General features: G+C 54.5%; 17 protein-coding genes. 8 read left to right on the plus strand and 9 right to left on the minus strand.

Features of this window, described 5'->3' with window-relative positions; all coding sequences use genetic code 11:
- Positions 1-9: 9 nt before the first annotated feature.
- The 3 genes from M1D70_RS10260 to M1D70_RS10270 all read right to left on the minus strand — a co-directional run bounded on the left by M1D70_RS10260 (position 10) and on the right by M1D70_RS10270 (position 3,943).
- On the minus strand, positions 10-1,020 hold the full coding sequence (locus M1D70_RS10260; RefSeq protein ID WP_456289805.1) for an ROK family protein: 1,011 nt from the start codon (positions 1,018-1,020) through the stop codon (positions 10-12).
- The gene (locus M1D70_RS10265; RefSeq protein ID WP_456289806.1) at positions 1,017-2,888 is read right to left on the minus strand and encodes a class I mannose-6-phosphate isomerase; all 1,872 of its coding nucleotides are present in this window, start codon (positions 2,886-2,888) and stop codon (positions 1,017-1,019) included. The genes M1D70_RS10260 and M1D70_RS10265 overlap by 4 nt, the downstream gene beginning before the upstream one ends.
- Positions 2,889-3,013: 125 nt before the next feature.
- A complete protein-coding gene (locus M1D70_RS10270; RefSeq protein ID WP_456289807.1) occupies positions 3,014-3,943 on the minus strand; it encodes a helix-turn-helix domain-containing protein in 930 nt (309 codons plus the stop codon).
- A 207-nt stretch (positions 3,944-4,150) separates the two neighbouring features.
- Between M1D70_RS10270 and M1D70_RS10275 the strand changes: the two genes are divergently transcribed.
- On the plus strand, positions 4,151-4,741 hold the full coding sequence (locus tag M1D70_RS10275; protein WP_456289808.1) for a YdhK family protein: 591 nt from the start codon (positions 4,151-4,153) through the stop codon (positions 4,739-4,741).
- A gap of 70 nt (positions 4,742-4,811) precedes the next feature.
- Here M1D70_RS10275 and M1D70_RS10280 read toward each other — a convergent pair whose 3' ends face one another.
- From M1D70_RS10280 to M1D70_RS10305, 6 genes are all read right to left on the minus strand, one after another.
- Entirely contained in the window at positions 4,812-5,717 is a 906-nt protein-coding gene (locus M1D70_RS10280; protein WP_456289810.1) for a TIGR01777 family oxidoreductase, read from the minus strand.
- 313 nt (positions 5,718-6,030) lie between these two features.
- On the minus strand, positions 6,031-7,221 hold the full coding sequence (locus M1D70_RS10285) for an ornithine--oxo-acid transaminase (RefSeq protein ID WP_456289811.1): 1,191 nt from the start codon (positions 7,219-7,221) through the stop codon (positions 6,031-6,033).
- A 104-nt stretch (positions 7,222-7,325) separates the two neighbouring features.
- Entirely contained in the window at positions 7,326-8,231 is a 906-nt protein-coding gene (gene rocF, locus M1D70_RS10290) for an arginase (protein WP_456290412.1), read from the minus strand.
- Between the two features lie 241 nt (positions 8,232-8,472).
- Complete coding sequence (locus M1D70_RS10295) at positions 8,473-9,834, minus strand: ABC transporter substrate-binding protein (RefSeq protein WP_009592627.1); 1,362 nt, start codon at positions 9,832-9,834, stop codon at positions 8,473-8,475.
- A 146-nt stretch (positions 9,835-9,980) separates the two neighbouring features.
- Entirely contained in the window at positions 9,981-10,805 is an 825-nt protein-coding gene (locus M1D70_RS10300) for a carbohydrate ABC transporter permease (protein ID WP_009592559.1), read from the minus strand.
- Entirely contained in the window at positions 10,802-11,782 is a 981-nt protein-coding gene (locus M1D70_RS10305) for a carbohydrate ABC transporter permease (RefSeq protein WP_456289812.1), read from the minus strand. The genes M1D70_RS10300 and M1D70_RS10305 overlap by 4 nt, the downstream gene beginning before the upstream one ends.
- Before the next feature lie 234 nt (positions 11,783-12,016).
- Here M1D70_RS10305 and M1D70_RS10310 point away from each other — a divergent pair, with 234 nt between their 5' ends.
- From M1D70_RS10310 to M1D70_RS10340, 7 genes are all read left to right on the plus strand, one after another.
- Positions 12,017-13,000, plus strand: coding sequence for a LacI family DNA-binding transcriptional regulator (locus tag M1D70_RS10310; protein ID WP_456289813.1), 984 nt, complete (start codon positions 12,017-12,019; stop codon positions 12,998-13,000).
- A complete protein-coding gene (gene rbsK, locus M1D70_RS10315; RefSeq protein WP_009592631.1) occupies positions 13,000-13,878 on the plus strand; it encodes a ribokinase in 879 nt (292 codons plus the stop codon). Before M1D70_RS10310 ends, rbsK begins: the two co-directional genes overlap by 1 nt.
- A gap of 2 nt (positions 13,879-13,880) precedes the next feature.
- Positions 13,881-14,279: a D-ribose pyranase gene (rbsD, locus tag M1D70_RS10320; protein ID WP_009592571.1), complete on the plus strand. Its 399-nt coding sequence runs from the start codon at positions 13,881-13,883 to the stop codon at positions 14,277-14,279.
- Between the two features lie 15 nt (positions 14,280-14,294).
- A complete protein-coding gene (locus tag M1D70_RS10325) occupies positions 14,295-15,776 on the plus strand; it encodes a sugar ABC transporter ATP-binding protein (protein WP_009592592.1) in 1,482 nt (493 codons plus the stop codon).
- 1 nt (position 15,777) lies between these two features.
- Positions 15,778-16,746 carry a ribose ABC transporter permease RbsC gene (gene rbsC, locus M1D70_RS10330; RefSeq protein WP_009592570.1) on the plus strand — a complete coding sequence of 323 codons (969 nt, stop codon included), beginning with the start codon at positions 15,778-15,780 and terminating at the stop codon, positions 16,744-16,746.
- 15 nt (positions 16,747-16,761) lie between these two features.
- Positions 16,762-17,679, plus strand: coding sequence for a ribose ABC transporter substrate-binding protein RbsB (gene rbsB / locus M1D70_RS10335; RefSeq protein WP_100536151.1), 918 nt, complete (start codon positions 16,762-16,764; stop codon positions 17,677-17,679).
- A gap of 218 nt (positions 17,680-17,897) precedes the next feature.
- Complete coding sequence (locus tag M1D70_RS10340; RefSeq protein WP_456289814.1) at positions 17,898-18,974, plus strand: Gfo/Idh/MocA family protein; 1,077 nt, start codon at positions 17,898-17,900, stop codon at positions 18,972-18,974.
- Positions 18,975-19,058: the final 84 nt, after the last annotated feature.

Below are 19,058 nucleotides of genomic sequence, written 5' to 3' on the forward strand. Positions count from 1 at the left end.
TAGGACCTCCTAATGATAATATGGAGCGGATCGATCGCTCGCCGTATCGTCAAACAGCTTCTCTATGCCGTAAAACACAGCGGACGTACCGTCCTCGAGACAGTCGATTGGAACGCTGTGCGTACCCAAGGCCAGCTGCATATCCCTTTCCCATAAGGGCAGGCTGCCCGAGATCTGTCCGCCCAGCACCAAGCGATCCGGCCGGAATCCGGATAGATAGGGCCGCAGCATTCCTCCCAGATTGCTGCCGAATTCCCGGAATAAATCGCGGGCCTGCCCATTACCTCGCGTTGCCGCTTCGGCCAGATCGGCAACGTCGATTCCGTCCGTCAGGAGTCCCCGCTCCGAGGCCATCCTCAGAATGCCTCTTCTCCCGAAATAGCTGTCCACGATGTGGTCCCGGTAAGGCTCCGCATACAGCATGCCGCTGCCAGGGATACCGTCCTTGCCGGCTACGATCCGGCCATTCTCCACGAAGGCCGAACCGAGGCCCGTACCGAGCGTCAGGCATACGAGACGTTCCGCCCTGAACCGGATGGAGGCGCCCAGCCCGAACATGAAGGCGTCGTTCCCGAATCGGATATCGGCAGCGGTCAAACGATTCATCATGGCACCCGGAAAGGATGGTTTGAGGCTCTGGAACTTCGAACGGAGCAGATCCCGAACCGACAGTTTGTACAGCCCATCATATTTGCCGATGCCTTGAAGAAGGGCAACGCCTTTTGCGTAATCGAAGGGCCCCGGAAAGGCAAAGCCGATCCGGATCGAATCGCGATAGTCCACCGGCCGGAAGGCCGAGGCGTAAAAGCGTAACAAATCATGGCAGGCGCCGGCGAAGCTGGCGATCGCTTCCTCAGCCGTTCCTTGCGATGCCGAAGGCTGGATGAGGAACGAGCCGGGGACAAGCTGCCCATTCACGAGCAGCGCCCCCTTCAAAGCGGTTCCCCCGGCATCTAGCGTTATGGTGATGGGGGCAGGGGGAGACGGGCTTCCCGTATCGTCCCAATCAGGGCGGTTCATGAAAACTCTCCGTTTGCCGCTCTCCGGGAAGGTGGAAGCAGCGGGAGATTCCATTCCGGATTGACCCTGGCCGCAATCAAGGTGCATGGGGATCCGGACAGGTTCTCCAATCGGTATTCGCCTATACATGCCGGAACGATGTAGGATTCCGCGTAGCCCCATTCAACGGCCCCACCCTCGTCCGCTGCCGGTACAAGGCGGACGCGGTCGCCTTCCACGAGATTGTACATAACGAACTCTCCTTGGGTATCCGCTTTCCACGTATCCTGCAAATTCAGCCTGCTGACCTGGAACAGAAGATCTTCCCGTTGTCCCAGCAGTTCCTCCGTGCTGCCGCCTTGACGGCTTACGACGGATGGCCTGGCGATAAGCCCGTCCTCTACCGCCGGCGTATTCATGGCGTCATTGATATTGTGGCGCGCATGCTCAGGGTTCATCGGGCGTGGCTTGCCATCGGCGTCCAGCCGCAGATAATCGTAAATCTTAAACGTAAACCACCAGGTGGTCGAGGAGATTTCCAGCACGAGATTATCCCTGCCGGAGCAGTGGACCGTACCCGGTGGAATAAGGTAGAGATCCCCTGTTTGCGAGTGGTACTCGTTAACGTAGTCGGAAAGCTCAAGCGGCTCTTCCTGAAGATGGGCATTCTCGACGGCTTCAAGGAGCCGTCCGCCGGTGATCCCTTCCTTCAGTCCCAAATACACCTTGGCTCCCGGGACATTACGCATGATGTAGTACGACTCTTGCTGTGTCATATGTTCATTGAACTGCGCCTCTGCATATTCCTGCAACGGATGCACCTGAAGCGACAGCTCGCCGCCCTTCATCGTATCCAGATAGTCAAACCGGATCGGAAAATAATCGCCGAACAGCTCGAAATTACGCGTTCCCATAATTTCCTGGGGGGCTGCCTCCATCAACAAAGTGAACGGAACCTCGAAGGTGACATCCTGCACGCGCAGCAGCAGCGTGTTCTCGGGAGCGATGGGTTCAAAGCTCCAGGCGCAGTTCGGCCATTCTTCGGGAAGGCCGCACAATTCCTTAAGGTATTGCCCTCCCCATATCCCCGGGGCAAAAAACGGCTTGACCCGAAACGGCTGCCGGGCCGCTTGATGCAGCACGCTTGCCAATTTCGCTGCAGGCAGCCAGACGGGAGCTTCCGAACGATTCAAATCCATATAGTACGCTTGGTTGACCGAATGCTGGACATGATGGTCCAGCCAGTCCCGGCGGTAAGTTTCCCAGACGGGCCATTCGAGAAACAGGCAGTTCTTGTAGGTCTCAACCTTATCGCTCGAGATGCCGAGGCCGAAGCTGCCCATATGCTCGGCATGGCGCCGCTGCTGGTTTTCGCGGGAGTAATCGGCGTAGAAGCGAAGATCGGGAGTCCTGCCTTCCAGCAGCGAGGCACCCGGGCCGTGCAGCACGTGAATGCCGCACATCGCGTCAAATTGACGCGCGCTTTTTTGCAAGGCAGCCTTTGCGTCCGGCAGAAAATATTGAATGGGACGGACATCCGAGGCTTTATAGCCGAATGCCCGGTTATCGGTCAGATAAGGAGCCATCTCGGCCCGGAGCTCGGCTTCGGGTTTTACGTAATGGGACGTCGAATCGCTCGAGAAGGCGATGCCCTCTTGTTCGCAGGCTTGCTGAAGCTGGATCAGCAGTTTATCGAAATCGGCACCGTGCGTTCCGTCGAGCGTAATGTAGACGCCTCGCTTTTCAGGGGGATGAAGCTGCGATTTTTGTTTGTGGGTCGACATGATGAACGAGTTCCAGGAGTCGATCCCCTGATTCATGAACAAGGGCTCGTGGCGAAAATCCACAGGATTGATCGGATGTGATTGAAAGGCAGTTGCAGGTTTCATGGATTGGATGTATCCTCCCTTCCGGAATGTCTGTTACGACTTCATTGTAGAAGGCAAGGGAGGATACGTCTTTATAAAAAGAGGAAGTGTTTTTGTACGATCAGGACATCGGCGGCCCTTGGGCGCTAAACCTCGGAGTCGTAGCGTCCTTCCGAAAACTGCGAGCGCCGGAAGCGGGCCGGGGTTACGCCAAGTTTGGACGTAAATACCCTGGTGAAGTAATGCACGGACTCGAATCCGCAGCAGACGGCAATCTCCTTGATCTGGCGATCCGTATGGAGGAGCATATGCTTTGCCTGCTGCACGCGCTGCTCCTGTACATAATGGACAAAGGATTGATGGCCGTATTTGCGAAACAGCCGGGTTAAATGACGGGTCGTGATGTGGAGATGGCCCGCCACGCGCTCCAGCGAGAGCGGTTCGTTGAGGTTGTCCTTGATAAACAGTTCGGCCTGATGAAACATGGAGGTTCCTTCATCGTTTGCTTCGGCGCCGGAAGGCTCATGGTGGAAGCCCGGGCCATGGACGGCCAGAAAGGATACTATCAGTGATGCGGCCAAACTGTTCAGCATTTGCGGCGGGTGCTGTTTGCCGGAACCCGTATGAAACAGCGATAACAGCGAAAGCCATAATAATCCGGACGCCTGCCGGGCACCTTCTGTAACCACCGGATTGCCTTGTTTGGCCAACAACCGGAACGCGGCCGCATAAAACTCGCCGTTTGCCGTTTCTTCCGGTTCAAAGGCGACATAGCATAAGGCCAGGCCGTCCTTGCTTCTTATTTGATGCTGGACGCCCGGCCGTGAGAGAAACAGTGTGCCCGGATGGAGCTGAAACTCTCTTTCGCCTTCGATATAGGTTCCGTTGCCTGTTAACACGTAACAAGCTTCAAAAAATGAATGCTTGTGCTCCGTATTGTCGTAGTGGCGTGGCATGAACCCCCAGTAATGGATACGGATGCTCAGCTCCTGTTGTTCAATACGGCTCAAGGTACGATTTAATATGGAATTGGCCCGCTTGAATAACGGGATGAAAACATCGTCATCGATTTGCATGGGAGATGGTTCTCCTTCGTTCCTAAGGCAGTGTCATCTGCCTTTAATATAGGTTGGATGTATCTTGGGTTGTCTCTCTATTATATATCACAAGATAAGATATAAAGAAAAAATGGGTATAGTGATGTAATGCATAGACAGCTACATAAGTTCTTCACAAGTCGCTGTTATGCTATGAATATTCAATATAAGAGAGGAGTTCGTCATATGTCAGAAAAAAAACGATTAAAGCCGCTTATTCTGGTTGCCTTTGCATTCCTCATCCTCGTGCTGGGCGCCTGCGGAAATACGGATGGCGCGAATCCGGATCAAGCGGAGAGCGTGGATACCACCGGCGGCATGGAAGGCATGGATCACGGCAGCATGAACCATTCCGGATCGGGCGAGGTTCCGGAAGGGTTGAAGACGGCGGACAATCCTGCCTATGCGGCCGGGACCCAAGCGATCATCGAATCCGACCACATGCCCGGGATGAAGGGGGCCAAAGCAACGATAGTCGGAGCTTACGATACGACGGTGTACACGATATCGTATACGCCGACGAACGGCGGGCCCGAAGTGAAGGATCATAAATGGGTCATTCATGAAGAGCTGAAGGATGCGGGCAAGGAGCCCCTGGAGCCGGGAGCGAAAGCCGTCGTGAATGCGGATCATATGGAGGGGATGAACGGAGCGACAGCCGTTATCGATTCCGCCGAGCAAACGACGGTCTATATGGTGGACTTTACGTCAACATCCGGAGAGGAAGTCAAGAACCACAAATGGGTCACGGAGAGTGAGTTATCTCCGGTCCAATAACGTTCACGAATAAAACAATCGCTCTCTTGATCTCAAGAGAGCGATTGTTTTTATGTTCAAGGAGGGTGATTCAGCTTCCTTTGATCTGCTGCAAGGCGGCCGTCAATTCCGGATACCGGAACTTGAAGCCGTGGCGCTGGGCTTTGGCCGGAAGGATCCGCTGGCCCTTTAACAGAATAAGCGACATTTCGCCCAGGATGGCTTGGAGCATGAATGCAGGCAGGGGCAGCCAATGCGGACGGCGATAGACCTTGGAGACGCTACGGCCAAATTCCTCGTTCGTGACCGCATGCGGGGAAGCGGCGTTCACGGCTCCGGAAATGTCTTCGTGCCGGATGCAATAATCGATTAATTCCACGATGTCGTCGATATGGATCCAGGAGAGCCATTGCTTGCCGCTGCCGATGTTGCCGCCGACCCCTAATTTATACGGCAGCAGCATCTTGGGGAGGGCACCGCCTTGATCGCCCAGCACGACGCTGATGCGCAGCTTGATTAACCGGTCTACCGGGATGCAATCGGCTGCTTGCTCCCATTGCTGCACAACCTCGGACGGGAAATCCATGATCGTGGCCGGACTGTCCTCATCAAACGCTTCAAACTCGGATGTGCCGTATATGGCCATTGCCGATGCTTGAAGAATGACCGGAGGTTTGTGCTCCAGGCGCTGCATCAGGTCCGCTACGGCAGATACGGTTCGTTGCCGGGACTGAAGAATACTCTTCTTGCCTGCTTGCGTCCAGCGCTGGCTCAGGGAGGAGCCGGCAAGGTTAACGAGTGCGTCCAAGCGCTCGAACCGCTCCGGATGGGATTTCATCTCATCCCAGGTCAAGTAGGATAATGACCCGTTCTGCTGCACGGCGGGGATCTCCGGCTTCGACCTGGTGACGATGATAATGTCATGTCCGTCGCGCAGCCAGCGCTTGCACAATGCTTGGCCAATGAAGCCGGTGCCCCCGCAAATGGCTATTCTCATGAGTGAACCTCCTTGTTAAGTTATCATCAACCCTGATAAAACATGGCTGGGAATCATTACCCGTCATACGCTGAAATGAGCCGAGAAGGGAATAACGATACGTTTCTTATCAGAATCGCAAATCCAATATTATACAATCCATTATACAGGAAATGAGGCATGGCACCGCTATATGATATTTCAGTCAACGCTTCAGCTTCTGCCTGGCTAGGAGCGGAAAGAAACCGCAAAAAACAGTTTGCCGCACCCCATGCCTTGGAGCCGGGGGGTGAACAAACTGTTTTTTGCGCAAGTGCATGACGGTATCGATTTATCACGCAAACGCCTGCCTTACGATCGCCGCCGCCTGGTCCAGTTCCGCTTTGGTGATGATGAGCGGAGGGGCGAAGCGGATAATGGTTTCATGGGTTTCTTTGCAGAGCAGGCCGAGATCTTTCAGTTTCTCGCAATAGGATCTGGCCGGGACCTTAAGCTCCATGCCGATGAACAAACCTCTGCCGCGCACCTCCTGGATATCGGGATGCGGGATGGATCGAAGTTGCCGGAGAAAATATTCGCCGAGCTCCAGGGAGCGAACCTCCAGCCCTTCCTCAATGAACACGTCCATGGAGGCGATGGCCACCGCGCATCCGAGCGGATTTCCGCCGAAGGTGGAGCCGTGGGAACCCGGCTCGAATACATCCAGAATATCCGCGTCCGCCGCCACGGCGGAGACGGGAAAGACGCCGCCGCCCAGCGCTTTTCCAAGAATGTACATGTCCGGCTCGACCTCCTCCCAGTCGCAGGCAAAGCGTTTGCCCGTTCTGCCGAAGCCGGTCTGGATTTCGTCCGCTAGCATGAGGATGTTGTGCTGCCTGCACAGCTCCAGTGCCCCGCTTAGGTATCCGTCAGGCGGAATGACGATGCCGGATTCGCCTTGGATCGGCTCCACGAGAAAAGCGGCTGTATTCGGCGAAATCGCCTGCTCCAGCGCCTCAAGGTCGCCATAGGGAATGACTTTGAATCCCGGCGTAAACGGACCGAAGTCCTCGCGGTATTCGCGGGATGAGGAGAAGGAGGTAACCGTGATCGTGCGGCCGTGGAAATTGCCCTCGCATACGATGATTTCAGCCTGATCTGTCGGAATACCTTTCTTCCGGTAAGCATAGCGACGCGCTGCCTTAAGCGCCGTCTCAACCGCCTCGGCTCCCGTATTCATGGGAAGAATCATCCCTTTGCCGGTTAAAGCGGACAGCTTCTCGTAAAAATCGCCTAGTTGATCATGATGAAATGCGCGCGAGGTCAGGGTCACCCGATCCGCCTGTTCCTTTAAGGCCCGGATGATGCGGGGATGACAATGACCTGCGTTAAGTGCCGAATAGGCGCTTAACATATCGATATACCGTTTGCCGTCCGAATCCGTCACATGAATGCCTTCAGCTGAAGCGATGACGATGGGAAGAGGGTGGTAGTTTCTCGCGCCGTACCTTTCGGCTTTCTCGATATGAGGGTTGGAAGGGTCCATGGCGTAACCTCCTTGGGAATCTAAAGAAACCGCAACGCGGAAAATACAGCATGCCCGCGCAAGAGGCCTCTCATAATCAAGCGTGATGCCATGTCATGAAAATGTCATAAGATGCTTTCGCCCAGCATGGAGGCGATTAAACCGACAAGCAGCCGGGACGTCTTCTGCCCGCGGTCCAGCAGCGGGTTGTTCTCCACGAATTCGGCTGACGTCAGAATACCGGATTCCGACAGCATCTCCATGGCCAGGTGCGCTTCCCGGTAGCTGAGCCCGCCTTGTACCGGCGTTCCTGTTCCCGGTGCGATCTTCGGATCGACACTGTCAATATCAAAGGAAAGATGAACGCCATCCGTTCCCGTTGACGAAATGCGGATGGCTTCCTCCATGACCCGGAACATGCCCATGCGGTCGATATCCTGCATCGTGAAGCAGGCGATGCCTTCCCGGCGGATGAAGTCCCGCTCGCCCTGATCAAGTGAGCGCGCGCCGATGAGCACCACATGCTCCGGCTTAATGGTTGATTTAACGCCGCCGATCGAGGTTAGCCGCCGATCGCCTTTTCCCAAGCTGACAGCCAGGGACATGCCATGGATATTGCCGGTCGGGGTAGTATCCGGCGTATTGAGATCGGAATGGGCATCGATCCAGATGACGCCCAAGTTGCGGTAATGCCGGGTAAGTCCGGCGAGCGTGCCGATTGCTATGCTATGGTCGCCGCCGAGCACAAGAGGGAAGGTGCCCGCTACTGCCAGGGCGGATACGCGCGCTGCCAGCTGCTCGTTCATCGTCACGACTTCTGTCAAATGTTTTAATTGGGGATGGTGCGCTTCATCCTTGCGCTCGGGGAGCGCAGCAAAATCATCGACCTGGTAGGTTACACCGAGCGCGTTAAGCTTGCGTTTCAGACCGGCTCCGAATATGGCGTCCGGTCCCTGTCCGGCGCCGCGGCGGGTAGCTCCCCGGTCGAAGGGCACCGGGATGATCGATACGGTGGACGGAAGATTGTTCATCACTTTGCTCACCTCCACTTTGTAACAGTGTATTCCGGAGCCGGGCTGAGTGACTTGGGCAAAGCCCTATACAAGCTGAGCAAATATGGAAGGTTTTGGGTTGAACGAGAAAAAGAAAAACACCCTTTATGCATGATTCATGGAATGACTGCAGAGAGCCCCATGAGACAGCATGAAGGGTGTTAATGATGTGCAATTCGAATTAGGTTTCATCGCATGCTTACGCGGCATGCCCGGGCGTTTATTTTACCGTTTTATTATAGGTCTCGATCTTGGAGCTGATCTCCTGAGCAGCTTTATCCAATGCTTCCTGCGGTGTTTTCTGACCGTTCAGCACTTCCTCGATGGCCGTTTCCGTCAGCTGGCGGGCCTCAGGGAACACGCCCATGACAGCGCCCTGCGTTGCCAGGTTGGCGGTCGTTTGATGCAGTTGATCCACCGCGGTCTGGAATTGAGGATATTTCTCCAGGTTCTCTTTTACCAGGGACTCTTCGTAAGCTTTGGTCGTGACCGGGAAGTAACCCGTGTTGACATGCCAGTAGGCTTGGGTTTGCGGCTCGGCCAAATACTTCATGAATTCCCAGGCGGCCTGCTGCTCTTCTTCCGATTTGTTGTTCATCAGCCACAGGCTTGCACCGCCGATGATAACGCCGCCTTCGCCGCCGTCAGCCGGTTTGGGCAGGAATGCCGTGCCGACTTCGAATTTGCCTTCCGCTGCGCTGACGATTCCGCGGAGCGAAGCCGTGGAGTCCAGCGTCATGGCGACCTGGCCGGCTGCAAAGGCTTTTTTGGTGTCATCCGTTTTACGTCCCAGGTTCAGCAGAACTTTATCGTCCAGCATTTGCTTCCACCATTCCAGCGTTTTCACGGCAGCGGCATTGTTGACTTGCGAAGCGGTTGCCGGAGAAGTGCGGCCGTTGCCGTTGTTCAGCAGCTCAACGCCTTGGTTCGCAAGGAACTGCTCCATGAACCAGCCGTAAATTGCGAAGGATGCGCCGGTTTGGCCGCCTTTCGTTAGCGCTTTAGCCGCTTCCGCTACCTCTTCGTAGGTTTTTGGAGGATTTTCCGGATCCAGACCGGCCGCTTTAAAGGCATCTTTGTTGTAGTAAAGGATCGGGTTGGAGGAGTTAAACGGCATCGAATACAATTTGTCGTCGAATGTATAATAATTTTTGATATTCGGTTCCAAGGAAGAAATGTCGTATGCTTCAGCATCCATGAAGTCTTGAACCGGACGGATCGCCTTGGTGTCCATCATGAAACGGCTGCCGATTTCGTACACCTGAATCATGGTCGGTCCGCTGTTCGATCCCAATGAAGCCTTCAGCTTGTTCAAGCTTTCATCGTACGTGCCTTGAAACACGCCCTCTACCTGAATATCCTGGTGGGCTGCGTTAAAATCGGAAATCAGCTTGTCCGCGACGGTCCCGAGCTCACCGCTCATGGAATGCCACCAAACGACCTTAACAGGTTCCTTGGCCGGTTCGCTGCCGGCGGCAACGGTCGTTTCTCCGGCGGCTGGCGTATTGCTGCAAGCGGCGCTGATCAGCATGAAGCAGGAAAGCAGGAGCAGCGCGAAGGACCTTTTACCAAAACGTTTCATGATCGGTTAATCTCTCCCTTTTTGAAAATGGTTTTTGAAAATAAAGTATGGTTTGATCTATCAGAAATTGCGTGGGCCCGTTTTATATCGATAACCGGCACGCAAGGCTGATCCAATGTGGTCTACTGAGGCCGGCTTTGTGGCCATTAGCCCTTCAAAGCACCTGCGGTGATGCCGCGCACAAGGGGTTTCAGCCCGAGCGCAAGCAGCAGCAGGGAAGGCAGCAGCAGCAGGAGCACGCCGGAGAGTATCAGATTCCATGAATTCATCTCTTCGAACTGCAGCATGCCGATCCCGATTTGGACGGTTCGCATCTCGACCCGGTTGGTTGTCAGAAGCGGCCACAGGTACATGTTCCAATTATTCAGGAACGAGTACACGCCCAGCGTGGCGATTCCAGGGATGGATAACGGCAGCACCATGCTCAGGAAAACGCGGACATGTCCGCAGCCGTCCACGCGGGCCGCTTCAAACAGCTCCTTCGGCAGCTGCAGGAAGGTCTGTCTGAGCAGGAAGGTTCCGAAGGCCGTGGCTAGAAATGGAATGATGAGCCCTTGATAGGTGTCCAGCCAGTTCAGGCTTTTGACCGTCAAGTAATTCGGAATCATGATCACCTCCCACGGGATCATCATCGTCGCGAGAAAGAGGCTGAACAGCAGCGTTTTTCCCGGGAATCGCAGGAAGGCGAAAGCGTATGCCGCCAAACTTGCGGTCACGATCTGCCCGAGCATGATGGCAATGGAGACAACCAGGCTGTTTCCGATAAAGGTAAGGACAGGAATCGTATCGATCACCTTGGCGAAGTTGGACAGATTGACGGCTTCGGGAAGCAGAGGCGGCGGATAGACGGCCGATTCGGCCTCGCTCATCAGTGATGTTGACAAGGTGTATAGGAGCGGGAAAAGAACGGCCAACGAACCGAGAAGCAGCGCGATATAGATGAAGCTTTTGGGCATGAGACGCATGTTCATTGGTAATGCACCTTCTTCTCGACGAATTTAAATTGAAAGACGGTCAGCAGCAGAATGATGGCAAACAGGATGAGTGCCTGCGCGCTGCCGATGCCGAAGCGAAAATTGACGAAGGCATCCTGGTAGATATTGAATACCATGACGTTGGTGCTGTTCATCGGACCGCCTTTGGTGAGGATGTTGATTTGTCCGAATGCTTGGAAGGCACCGATGACCGATACGACGGACGTGAAGAATAACGTAGGGGAGATTAGCGGCATCGTTATCCGGAAGAACGTTCTCAGCGGACCGGAGCCGTCAATCTTGGTGCTGTCATAGATATCTTCGGACACGCCCTGCATGCCGCTCAGCATCAGGATATAGTTGAATCCAAGATTCATCCAGACGGTCATAAGCGCGACGGAGATCATGGCCCATTTCGGATCGGTCAGCCATTGGACGGGCTGCGTGCCGAGCAGCGACAGGAAATAATTCAGTATGCCTAAGGTCGGATGGTATAGAATCATCCAGATCATCGAGCCGGTACCGACGGACACGGCCATCGGAAGCGAGAAGATAAAGCGGAATATTTTCATGCCCTTGAGTTTGTTGTGCGTCAGGGCAGCCAGCAGAATCGCAGCCGCCATGCCGGTCGGAACCGTCAGCAAGATGAACAGCAGGGTATTGCCAAAGCTTGTATAGAACATGTCGGAGGCCAATATTTCCCTGAAGTTGTCGAATCCTACGAATTCCGCTACCCGGCCTTGCGGATCGGTCAGGAACAGGCTAAGATAAACCGACTTGAGCAGCGGGTAGAATAAGAACAGGCCGAATATGAGCAGCGAAGGCGCTAAACATGCATAAGCGAGCAGAATTTCTCTGCGCCTTGTTCTCTTGATCGAGACGGGTTTCGCCGCGGTTGATACCTCCGGCTCGTTGACGTTCGGCGATAGAGAGTGCCCCGGAGAAGGAAGCGTGAATTCTTTTTCCATCATCATGTTTTACCTCACTTTCCAGCTTGGCCTTACAGCATTGAGTATAGGAGCCGGATGTAAAATCCAGTATTGGGTTTTGTAAGAATACCGTAATTTATTGCCGGACATGGCAGTTGCTGATGGCGAGTTTGCCAGTGCCGGTACAAGAATATTCCATTCCGTAAAAGCTTGCACGTTGAAAAGAGATGTGATATCTTATATCTGTAACCGGTTACACATGAATGAGGTGATGACGGTATGGCAACGATCAAGGATGTGGCGAATCAGGCGGGCGTATCCGTAGCCACGGTTTCGCGGGTTTTAAATGGAAACGGTTACGTGCATGAGGACACCAGGTCCAAGGTGGAACAGAGCATTCGAGAGCTGAATTACACGCCGAATGAAGTGGCGCGTTCTTTATACAAGAGGAAATCCAAATTGATAGGACTTTTGCTTCCCGACATCATGAACCCCTATTTCCCGCAGCTTGCCCGCGGGGTAGAGGACGAGATGCAGGAGAATGATTACCGGTTGATCTTCGGAAACAGCGACGAGAGCAAGAAGAAGGAAATGGAGTACATTCAGACGTTTGTCCAGAACAATGTGGTTGGCGTCATATCATCGACCAACGATCCGGATGCCGACATGTATACAGGACTGAACATTCCCGTCGTGTTTCTGGACCGCACCTCGTCGGACCGCCCTTCCGTGTACGCGGATGGCCGTCAGGGAGGAAGAATAGCGGCCAAGGAAATCTTGCGGCGAGGGAGTAAAACCATAACGGTAATTCAAGGTCCGGCGGATGTGCGGCCTGCACAGGAACGTTTTGAAGGAGCCATCGAGGTTCTGGAGCAGCAGGCGGCTGCGTATCAAGTGCTGAAGACGACATCGTTTTCTTTAACCGATGCCGAAGAATTCGCCCAGAAAGTGTTCAGCGAATATCCGGACACGGATGGCATAATCGCGAGTAACGATATTATGGCATCCGCCGTGGTGAAAGAAGCGTTTCGGCTGGGGAAAAGGGTGCCGGAAGACGTGCAAATTATAGGATTTGACGATATTCTGCTCAGCAGGCTGCTGGCCCCGCCGCTGTCAACGATTCATCAGCCGGCGTACGAAATGGGCCGGGAAGCGGCCAGATTGCTTATCGGACTTATCGAAGGGCAGCGCATAGAGAAAAGCAATATCGAATTCTCGGTTGAATTCATAGAGCGGCAGACAACGAGAAAGGTGGAATCGTGATGGCAAAAATCGTGGTAATCGGAAGCGCGTCGATGGACTTGGTGGTAACCTCCGCCAAGCGCCCCGGCGCGGGAGAGACAGTGCTAGGCGACAGCTTTAAGACGGTGCCCGGAGGGAAGGGAGCCAACCAGGCCGTCGCGGCGGCAAGGCTGGGTGCAGAGGTGACGATGGTTGGCTGCGTCGGTGACGATTCCTTCGGCGAAACGATTTTGAACAATTTGCAGTCGAATGGTGTTATTACGGATTATGTGGAACCGGTTACAGGTATGGAAAGCGGTACGGCGCACATCATTTTGGCAGAGGGAGACAACAGCATCGTGGTGGTGAAGGCTGCCAATGATCGGATCACTCCGAAATACGTAGATCAGGCGGAAAAGGCAATCCAGGCGGCGGATATCGTGTTGATTCAGCAGGAGATTCCGGAAGAAACGGTGGTGCACGTGAGTGCGATATGCGCCAAGTATCAGGTGCCATTGATGCTGAACCCCGCTCCTGCCCGTCCGGTGCCGAGCGTCGTTATTGAACGGGCGGCATACATTACGCCAAACGAACATGAAGCCGCTATCCTGTTTAATGACGAGCCGCTCGGCGACGTGCTGCGCCGGTATCCGAATAAACTCATCGTAACGGAAGGGAAAAAGGGCGTTCGTTATTTTGACGGTATGCAAGAGGTCGTGGTTCCGGGCTACAAGGTTGAAGCCGTAGATACAACGGGTGCCGGCGATACATTCAACGGCGCATTCGCCGTGGCGCTGGCCGAGGGCATGAGCATGACCGACAGCCTCAGATTCGCGAACCGCGCCGCTTCCTTGTCGGTCATGAAGTTCGGAGCGCAGGGCGGAATGCCGTCGCGTCTCGAAGTGGAAGGGAGCCTTTGATCATGAAGAAGAACGGCATGCTGAACAGCCACATCGCGAAAGTGCTGGCGGATCTGGGGCACACCGATACCATCGTGGTCGGGGACGTTGGCCTTCCGATTCCTCCAGGCGTTCCGAAGATCGACCTGGCGCTTACGCTGGGAACGCCGAGCTTTATGGAGGTGGTGGAGGCGATCGCCGACGATATGGTCGTTGAAAAAATCGTCATTGCTGAAGAAATGAAGCGGGAGAATAAGGAAACACTGCATGATATACAGGAACAATTTCAGGATTGCGAGATCGAGGCTTGCTCGCACGAGCAGTTCAAGGAACGGACTCGAAACGCCAAGGCGGTTATCCGTACAGGCGAAGCCAAGCCCTATGCGAACTGCATTTTGCAGGCCGGCGTTCATTTCGGTTAAAGAGGAGGAAGCATCATGAACATTGAGATGACGAATATCCATAAATCCTTTGGCACGAACCGGGTGCTGGCGGGCGTGGACTTTGATCTCCGGGAAGGAGAGGTTCATGCCCTGATGGGAGAGAACGGCGCGGGCAAATCGACGCTGATGAATATATTAACCGGGCTTCACAGCCGGGATGAGGGCAAGATCTTGATCGACGGTCAGGAAACCTATTTTGCGAACCCGAAGGAAGCCGAAGAGAGAGGCGTTGCCTTCATCCACCAGGAGCTCAACATCTGGCCGGAGATGACGGTTCTGGATAACTTGTTTATCGGCAAGGAAATGACATCCGGCCTGGGATTCCTCAACATGAAACAAATGAAGGCGCTTGCGAAGGAACAGTTCGGCAAATTGGCGGTGACGATACCGTTGACGCAGGAGGCAGGGGAATGCTCCGTCGGCCAGCAGCAGATGATTGAGATCGCTAAAGCGCTCATGACCAAAGCGAAAGTCATCATTATGGACGAGCCCACGGCGGCCCTGACCGAAAGGGAAATCGAGAAGCTGTTCGGCGTCATCCGCTCGTTGAAAAAGCAGGGCGTATCCATCGTTTACATCTCCCACCGCATGGAGGAGATCTTCACGATCTGCGACCGGATTACGGTCATGAGGGATGGCAAATCCGTGGACACCAAGCCGATTCCCGAAACCAACTTTGACGAAGTCGTCAAAAAGATGGTCGGCCGGGAGCTGACCGAGCGATATCCCGCACGGCATCCGTCTCCGGGCGAACCGGTGCTGGAAGTGAAAAATATTACCGGCAAGGGCCGGTTCGAGAATGTGAGCTTCTCCGTTCGAGCCGGCGAGATCGTAGGCGTATCCGGTTTGATGGGCGCGGGGCGCACCGAGATGATGCGAGCGATCTTCGGGCTGGACCCGCTGGATAGCGGGGAAATCTGGGTGCGCGGCAAGAAGGTTCAGATCAAGAAGCCGGATGATGCCGTGAAACACGGCATTGGATTCATAACGGAGGACCGCAAGGATGAAGGGCTGGTGCTGGATTTCTCGGTCCGTGAAAATATGGCGCTGCCCAATCTGTTCAGCTTCTCATCCAGAGGATTCATTTCCGGGAAGAAGGAGCAGGATTTCGTCGATACGCTGACAAAGCGGCTGCAGATCAAGACCCACTCATCCGAGACGCATGCACGCAATCTGTCGGGGGGCAACCAGCAGAAGGTGGTTATCGCCAAATGGATCGGCATTGGGCCGAGCGTGCTCATCCTGGACGAGCCGACCCGCGGCGTGGACGTAGGAGCGAAGCGCGAAATTTACCAGCTGATGAATGAGCTGACCGAACGCGGCGTGGCGATTCTGATGGTATCGTCGGAGCTGCCGGAGGTGCTCGGGATGAGCGACCGGATTCTCGTCGTTCACGAGGGCAGGATATCCGGTGAACTGGATCGCGAACAAGCCACGCAGGAACACATCATGACTCTAGCTACAGGGGGACAGTAATATGACAACTATTAACGATGCCAAGGCGGAAAAAGGGTTCAAGGTCTCAGGTTTGACGCAAAAGCTCGGTCCGCTGCTCGGACTGATCATTCTGATCGTCATCGTTTCCGTCCTGAATCCAAGCTTCTTGGAACCGCTTAACATTCTGAACCTGCTGCGTCAGGTATCGATTAACGCACTGATTGCTTTCGGTATGACGTTTGTTATCCTGACGGGCGGCATTGACCTGTCGGTCGGTTCGATTCTCGCGCTCTCCAGCGCATTTGTCGCCAATATGATGGTAGCGGGGTTTGACCCGATTCTCTCGATCATCATCGGCGTTGCGCTTGGCGGGGTGATGGGCATGATCAACGGTCTCATGATCACCAAGGGGAAAATGGCGCCGTTTATCGCCACCTTGGCTACCATGACGATATTCCGGGGACTTACGCTGGTTTATACGAACGGTAATCCGATTACTGGGCTTGGCGACAGCCTTGTATTCCAATTGTTCGGCCGCGGATACCTGCTGGGCATTCCCGTGCCGGCCATTACGATGATCATCACGTTTGCCGTGCTGTGGGTCATCCTGCATAAAACGTCGTTTGGCCGCAAAACGTATGCCATCGGCGGTAACGAAAAGGCATCGCTTGTATCCGGCATTAAGGTACCGCGCGTAAAGATTATGATTTATTCCCTGGCAGGGATGCTGTCCGCGCTGGCAGGGGCGATTCTGACCTCCCGTTTGAATTCGGCACAGCCGACAGCGGGTACCTCTTATGAATTGGATGCCATCGCAGCCGTTGTGCTGGGCGGTACAAGCCTGACCGGCGGACGCGGCCGGATTGTCGGCACGTTAATCGGTGTGCTGATCATTGGCATACTGAACAACGGACTCAACCTGCTCGGCGTGAACTCTTTCTATCAGATGGTTGTCAAAGGCGTCGTGATTGCGATTGCCGTACTGCTCGACCGTAGAAAATCGGCTTAAGGGGGAGAATGAACGATGAAAAAAACAACTTTGCTGCTCGTATCACTTATGCTGATCTTCATAACAGGCTGTTCGCTGGAGCCGCCGGAATGGGCGAAGCCCAAGGCTAGCGGAGATATAAAAGACATCAAAATCGGTCTTTCCATCTCGACCTTGAATAACCCGTTCTTTGTCTCCTTGAAGGATGGCGTCGTCGCCGAAGCGGCGAAGCAGGGAATGGAGGTCGTTGTCGTTGACGCACAGAACGACTCGGCTAAGCAGAGTAATGACGTCGACGACCTGATTCAGCAGGGCGTCAATGCACTGCTGATTAACCCGACGGATTCGTCTGCGATTTCAACCGTGGTGCAAACGGCGAATAGCTTGGGCATTCCGGTCATTACACTCGACCGCTCGGCGGATCAAGGTGAGGTCGCTGCGCTGGTTGCCTCGGATAACGTCAAAGGCGGTCAGATGGCAGCCGAGTATATCGTGGAACAACTGGGCAAAGATACGAAGGTCATTGAGCTCGAAGGCGTTCCGGGCGCTTCCGCGACCCGCGAACGGGGCAAGGGCTTCCATGATATCGCGGATGAGCAGCTGAACGTGGTCGCGAAGCAAGCGGCGGATTTTGACCGGACCAAAGGTCTTACCGTGACGGAAAATCTGCTGCAGGGCAATCCGGACGCCAAAGCGATATTTGCCCACAATGACGAAATGGCCCTGGGCGCAATCGAAGCGATCCAAAGCTCGGGCAAGGACATCATGGTTATCGGCTTTGACGGCAACGACGATGCGCTGAAGTCCATCGAAGCCGGCAATCTGACGGCAACGGTAGCCCAGCAGCCTGAACTGATCGGTCAGCTCGCCGTCGGCGCAGCCAAGGACGTGCTGCAGGGCAAAGAGGTAGAAGCGAATATCGCGGCACCGCTGAAGCTGGTCGTGAAGGAATAACTCGCGAAAATCAAGAAGCGTTACCCTGCGATAGAAGCAGGGTAACGCTTCTTTTTTTTGCCATCCTGCTCATTCCATTCCGGGCTGCGATGTAACTCACAGCCTTGCGATGGCAGCAGGAATACAATATCGTAAAAGAGAACAGTTATTTCGCATATGGTATTATAATGGTTGTGTATGCGTTTACTGCTTAGATGTAAAAAAGGAGCTATGTATCTATGACGACGGAAAAAAGAAAACAAGCGATCGTGATCGTGGGCTACGGCGGTATGGGCAGCTACCATGCCAAGCTGATTAAGGACAACGCGTTTCTTGAGGTGACCGGAACCTACGATATTCTGGAAGAGCGCCGGAAGGCGTCCCGGGAGGACGGGTATTCTGCCTACGAGAGTTATGACCAAGTGTTGAACGATGATGCGGTTGACGTGGTGCTTATTGCAACGCCGAACGACGTGCATAAGGAGCTGGCGCTTCAGGCGTTTGCAGCCGGCAAGCATGTCATCTGCGAGAAGCCGGTAGCATTGTCCGTAAGCGACTTTAAGGACATGGTCTCCGCTGCCGATGCGGCCGGTCGGGTGCTGATGGTTCACCAGAACCGCCGCTGGGACGAGGATTTCCTGACGATTAAGCAAATGTACAACGAAAAGACGATTGGCGATTTGTTCCGTATCGAATCCAGGGTACACGGGGCGAACGGCATTCCGGGCGATTGGCGCCATCTGGAAGCGCACGGCGGCGGCATGCTGCTGGACTGGGGCGTGCATTTGCTGGACCAGATCCTGTTCATGGTGGACAGCCGGATGACCAGCCTGAGCAGCCGCTTGAGCTTTATTTTGGGCGATGAGGTGGATGACGGCTTTGAATCGGTCATCGAATTCGAGAACGGCGTATCGGTTCTGATCGAAGTGGGAACGACGAATTTCATTACGCTTCCACGCTGGTATGTCAAAGGAACCGAGGGAACCGGCATTATTGAGGATTGGTCGTTAAACGGAAGAGTCGTTACCCGGAACCAGGATGCCGCGAAAGTGGAGCCGAAGCCGATTCAAGCCGGGGTAGGCTTGACCAAAACGATGGCCCCTCCTTCCGAAGAAGCTACCATTACGGGTGCCCTGCCGGAGCCATACCGTCAATCCAGCAGCTTCTTCGATAACTTTGCGGCCGTGACCCGGGGCGAGGCAGAACCGATCGTCAAGAACGAGGAAGTGCTGCGCGTCCTGAACCTGATCGAAGCGGTGTTTGAATCGGCCAGAACGGGCGAAACGCTGAAGGATTTCGACATTTACCCTGCATGACCTGATGAAGGACAGCACTTATTGAATATGGTAAAGAAAGTACCGCGGCCGCCAAGCGATTATGCTTGAGGCTGCGGTACTTTT

Source organism: Paenibacillus sp. AK002 (genome assembly GCF_053903045.1).

Coding starts and splice junctions, on each gene's coding strand:
- M1D70_RS10275 (WP_456289808.1), top strand. CDS start 4,151: ATGTCAGAAAAAAAACGATTAAAGCCGCTTATTCTGGTTGCCTTTGCA.
- rbsD (WP_009592571.1), top strand. CDS start 13,881: ATGAAGAAGAACGGCATGCTGAACAGCCACATCGCGAAAGTGCTGGCG.
- M1D70_RS10325 (WP_009592592.1), top strand. CDS start 14,295: ATGAACATTGAGATGACGAATATCCATAAATCCTTTGGCACGAACCGG.
- M1D70_RS10305 (WP_456289812.1), bottom strand. CDS start 11,782: ATGATGATGGAAAAAGAATTCACGCTTCCTTCTCCGGGGCACTCTCTA.
- M1D70_RS10295 (WP_009592627.1), bottom strand. CDS start 9,834: ATGAAACGTTTTGGTAAAAGGTCCTTCGCGCTGCTCCTGCTTTCCTGC.
- M1D70_RS10310 (WP_456289813.1), top strand. CDS start 12,017: ATGGCAACGATCAAGGATGTGGCGAATCAGGCGGGCGTATCCGTAGCC.
- rbsB (WP_100536151.1), top strand. CDS start 16,762: ATGAAAAAAACAACTTTGCTGCTCGTATCACTTATGCTGATCTTCATA.
- M1D70_RS10260 (WP_456289805.1), bottom strand. CDS start 1,020: ATGAACCGCCCTGATTGGGACGATACGGGAAGCCCGTCTCCCCCTGCC.
- M1D70_RS10340 (WP_456289814.1), top strand. CDS start 17,898: ATGACGACGGAAAAAAGAAAACAAGCGATCGTGATCGTGGGCTACGGC.
- rbsK (WP_009592631.1), top strand. CDS start 13,000: ATGGCAAAAATCGTGGTAATCGGAAGCGCGTCGATGGACTTGGTGGTA.
- M1D70_RS10285 (WP_456289811.1), bottom strand. CDS start 7,221: ATGGACCCTTCCAACCCTCATATCGAGAAAGCCGAAAGGTACGGCGCG.
- M1D70_RS10280 (WP_456289810.1), bottom strand. CDS start 5,717: ATGAGAATAGCCATTTGCGGGGGCACCGGCTTCATTGGCCAAGCATTG.
- M1D70_RS10270 (WP_456289807.1), bottom strand. CDS start 3,943: ATGCAAATCGATGACGATGTTTTCATCCCGTTATTCAAGCGGGCCAAT.
- M1D70_RS10265 (WP_456289806.1), bottom strand. CDS start 2,888: ATGAAACCTGCAACTGCCTTTCAATCACATCCGATCAATCCTGTGGAT.
- M1D70_RS10300 (WP_009592559.1), bottom strand. CDS start 10,805: ATGAACATGCGTCTCATGCCCAAAAGCTTCATCTATATCGCGCTGCTT.
- rocF (WP_456290412.1), bottom strand. CDS start 8,231: ATGAACAATCTTCCGTCCACCGTATCGATCATCCCGGTGCCCTTCGAC.
- rbsC (WP_009592570.1), top strand. CDS start 15,778: ATGACAACTATTAACGATGCCAAGGCGGAAAAAGGGTTCAAGGTCTCA.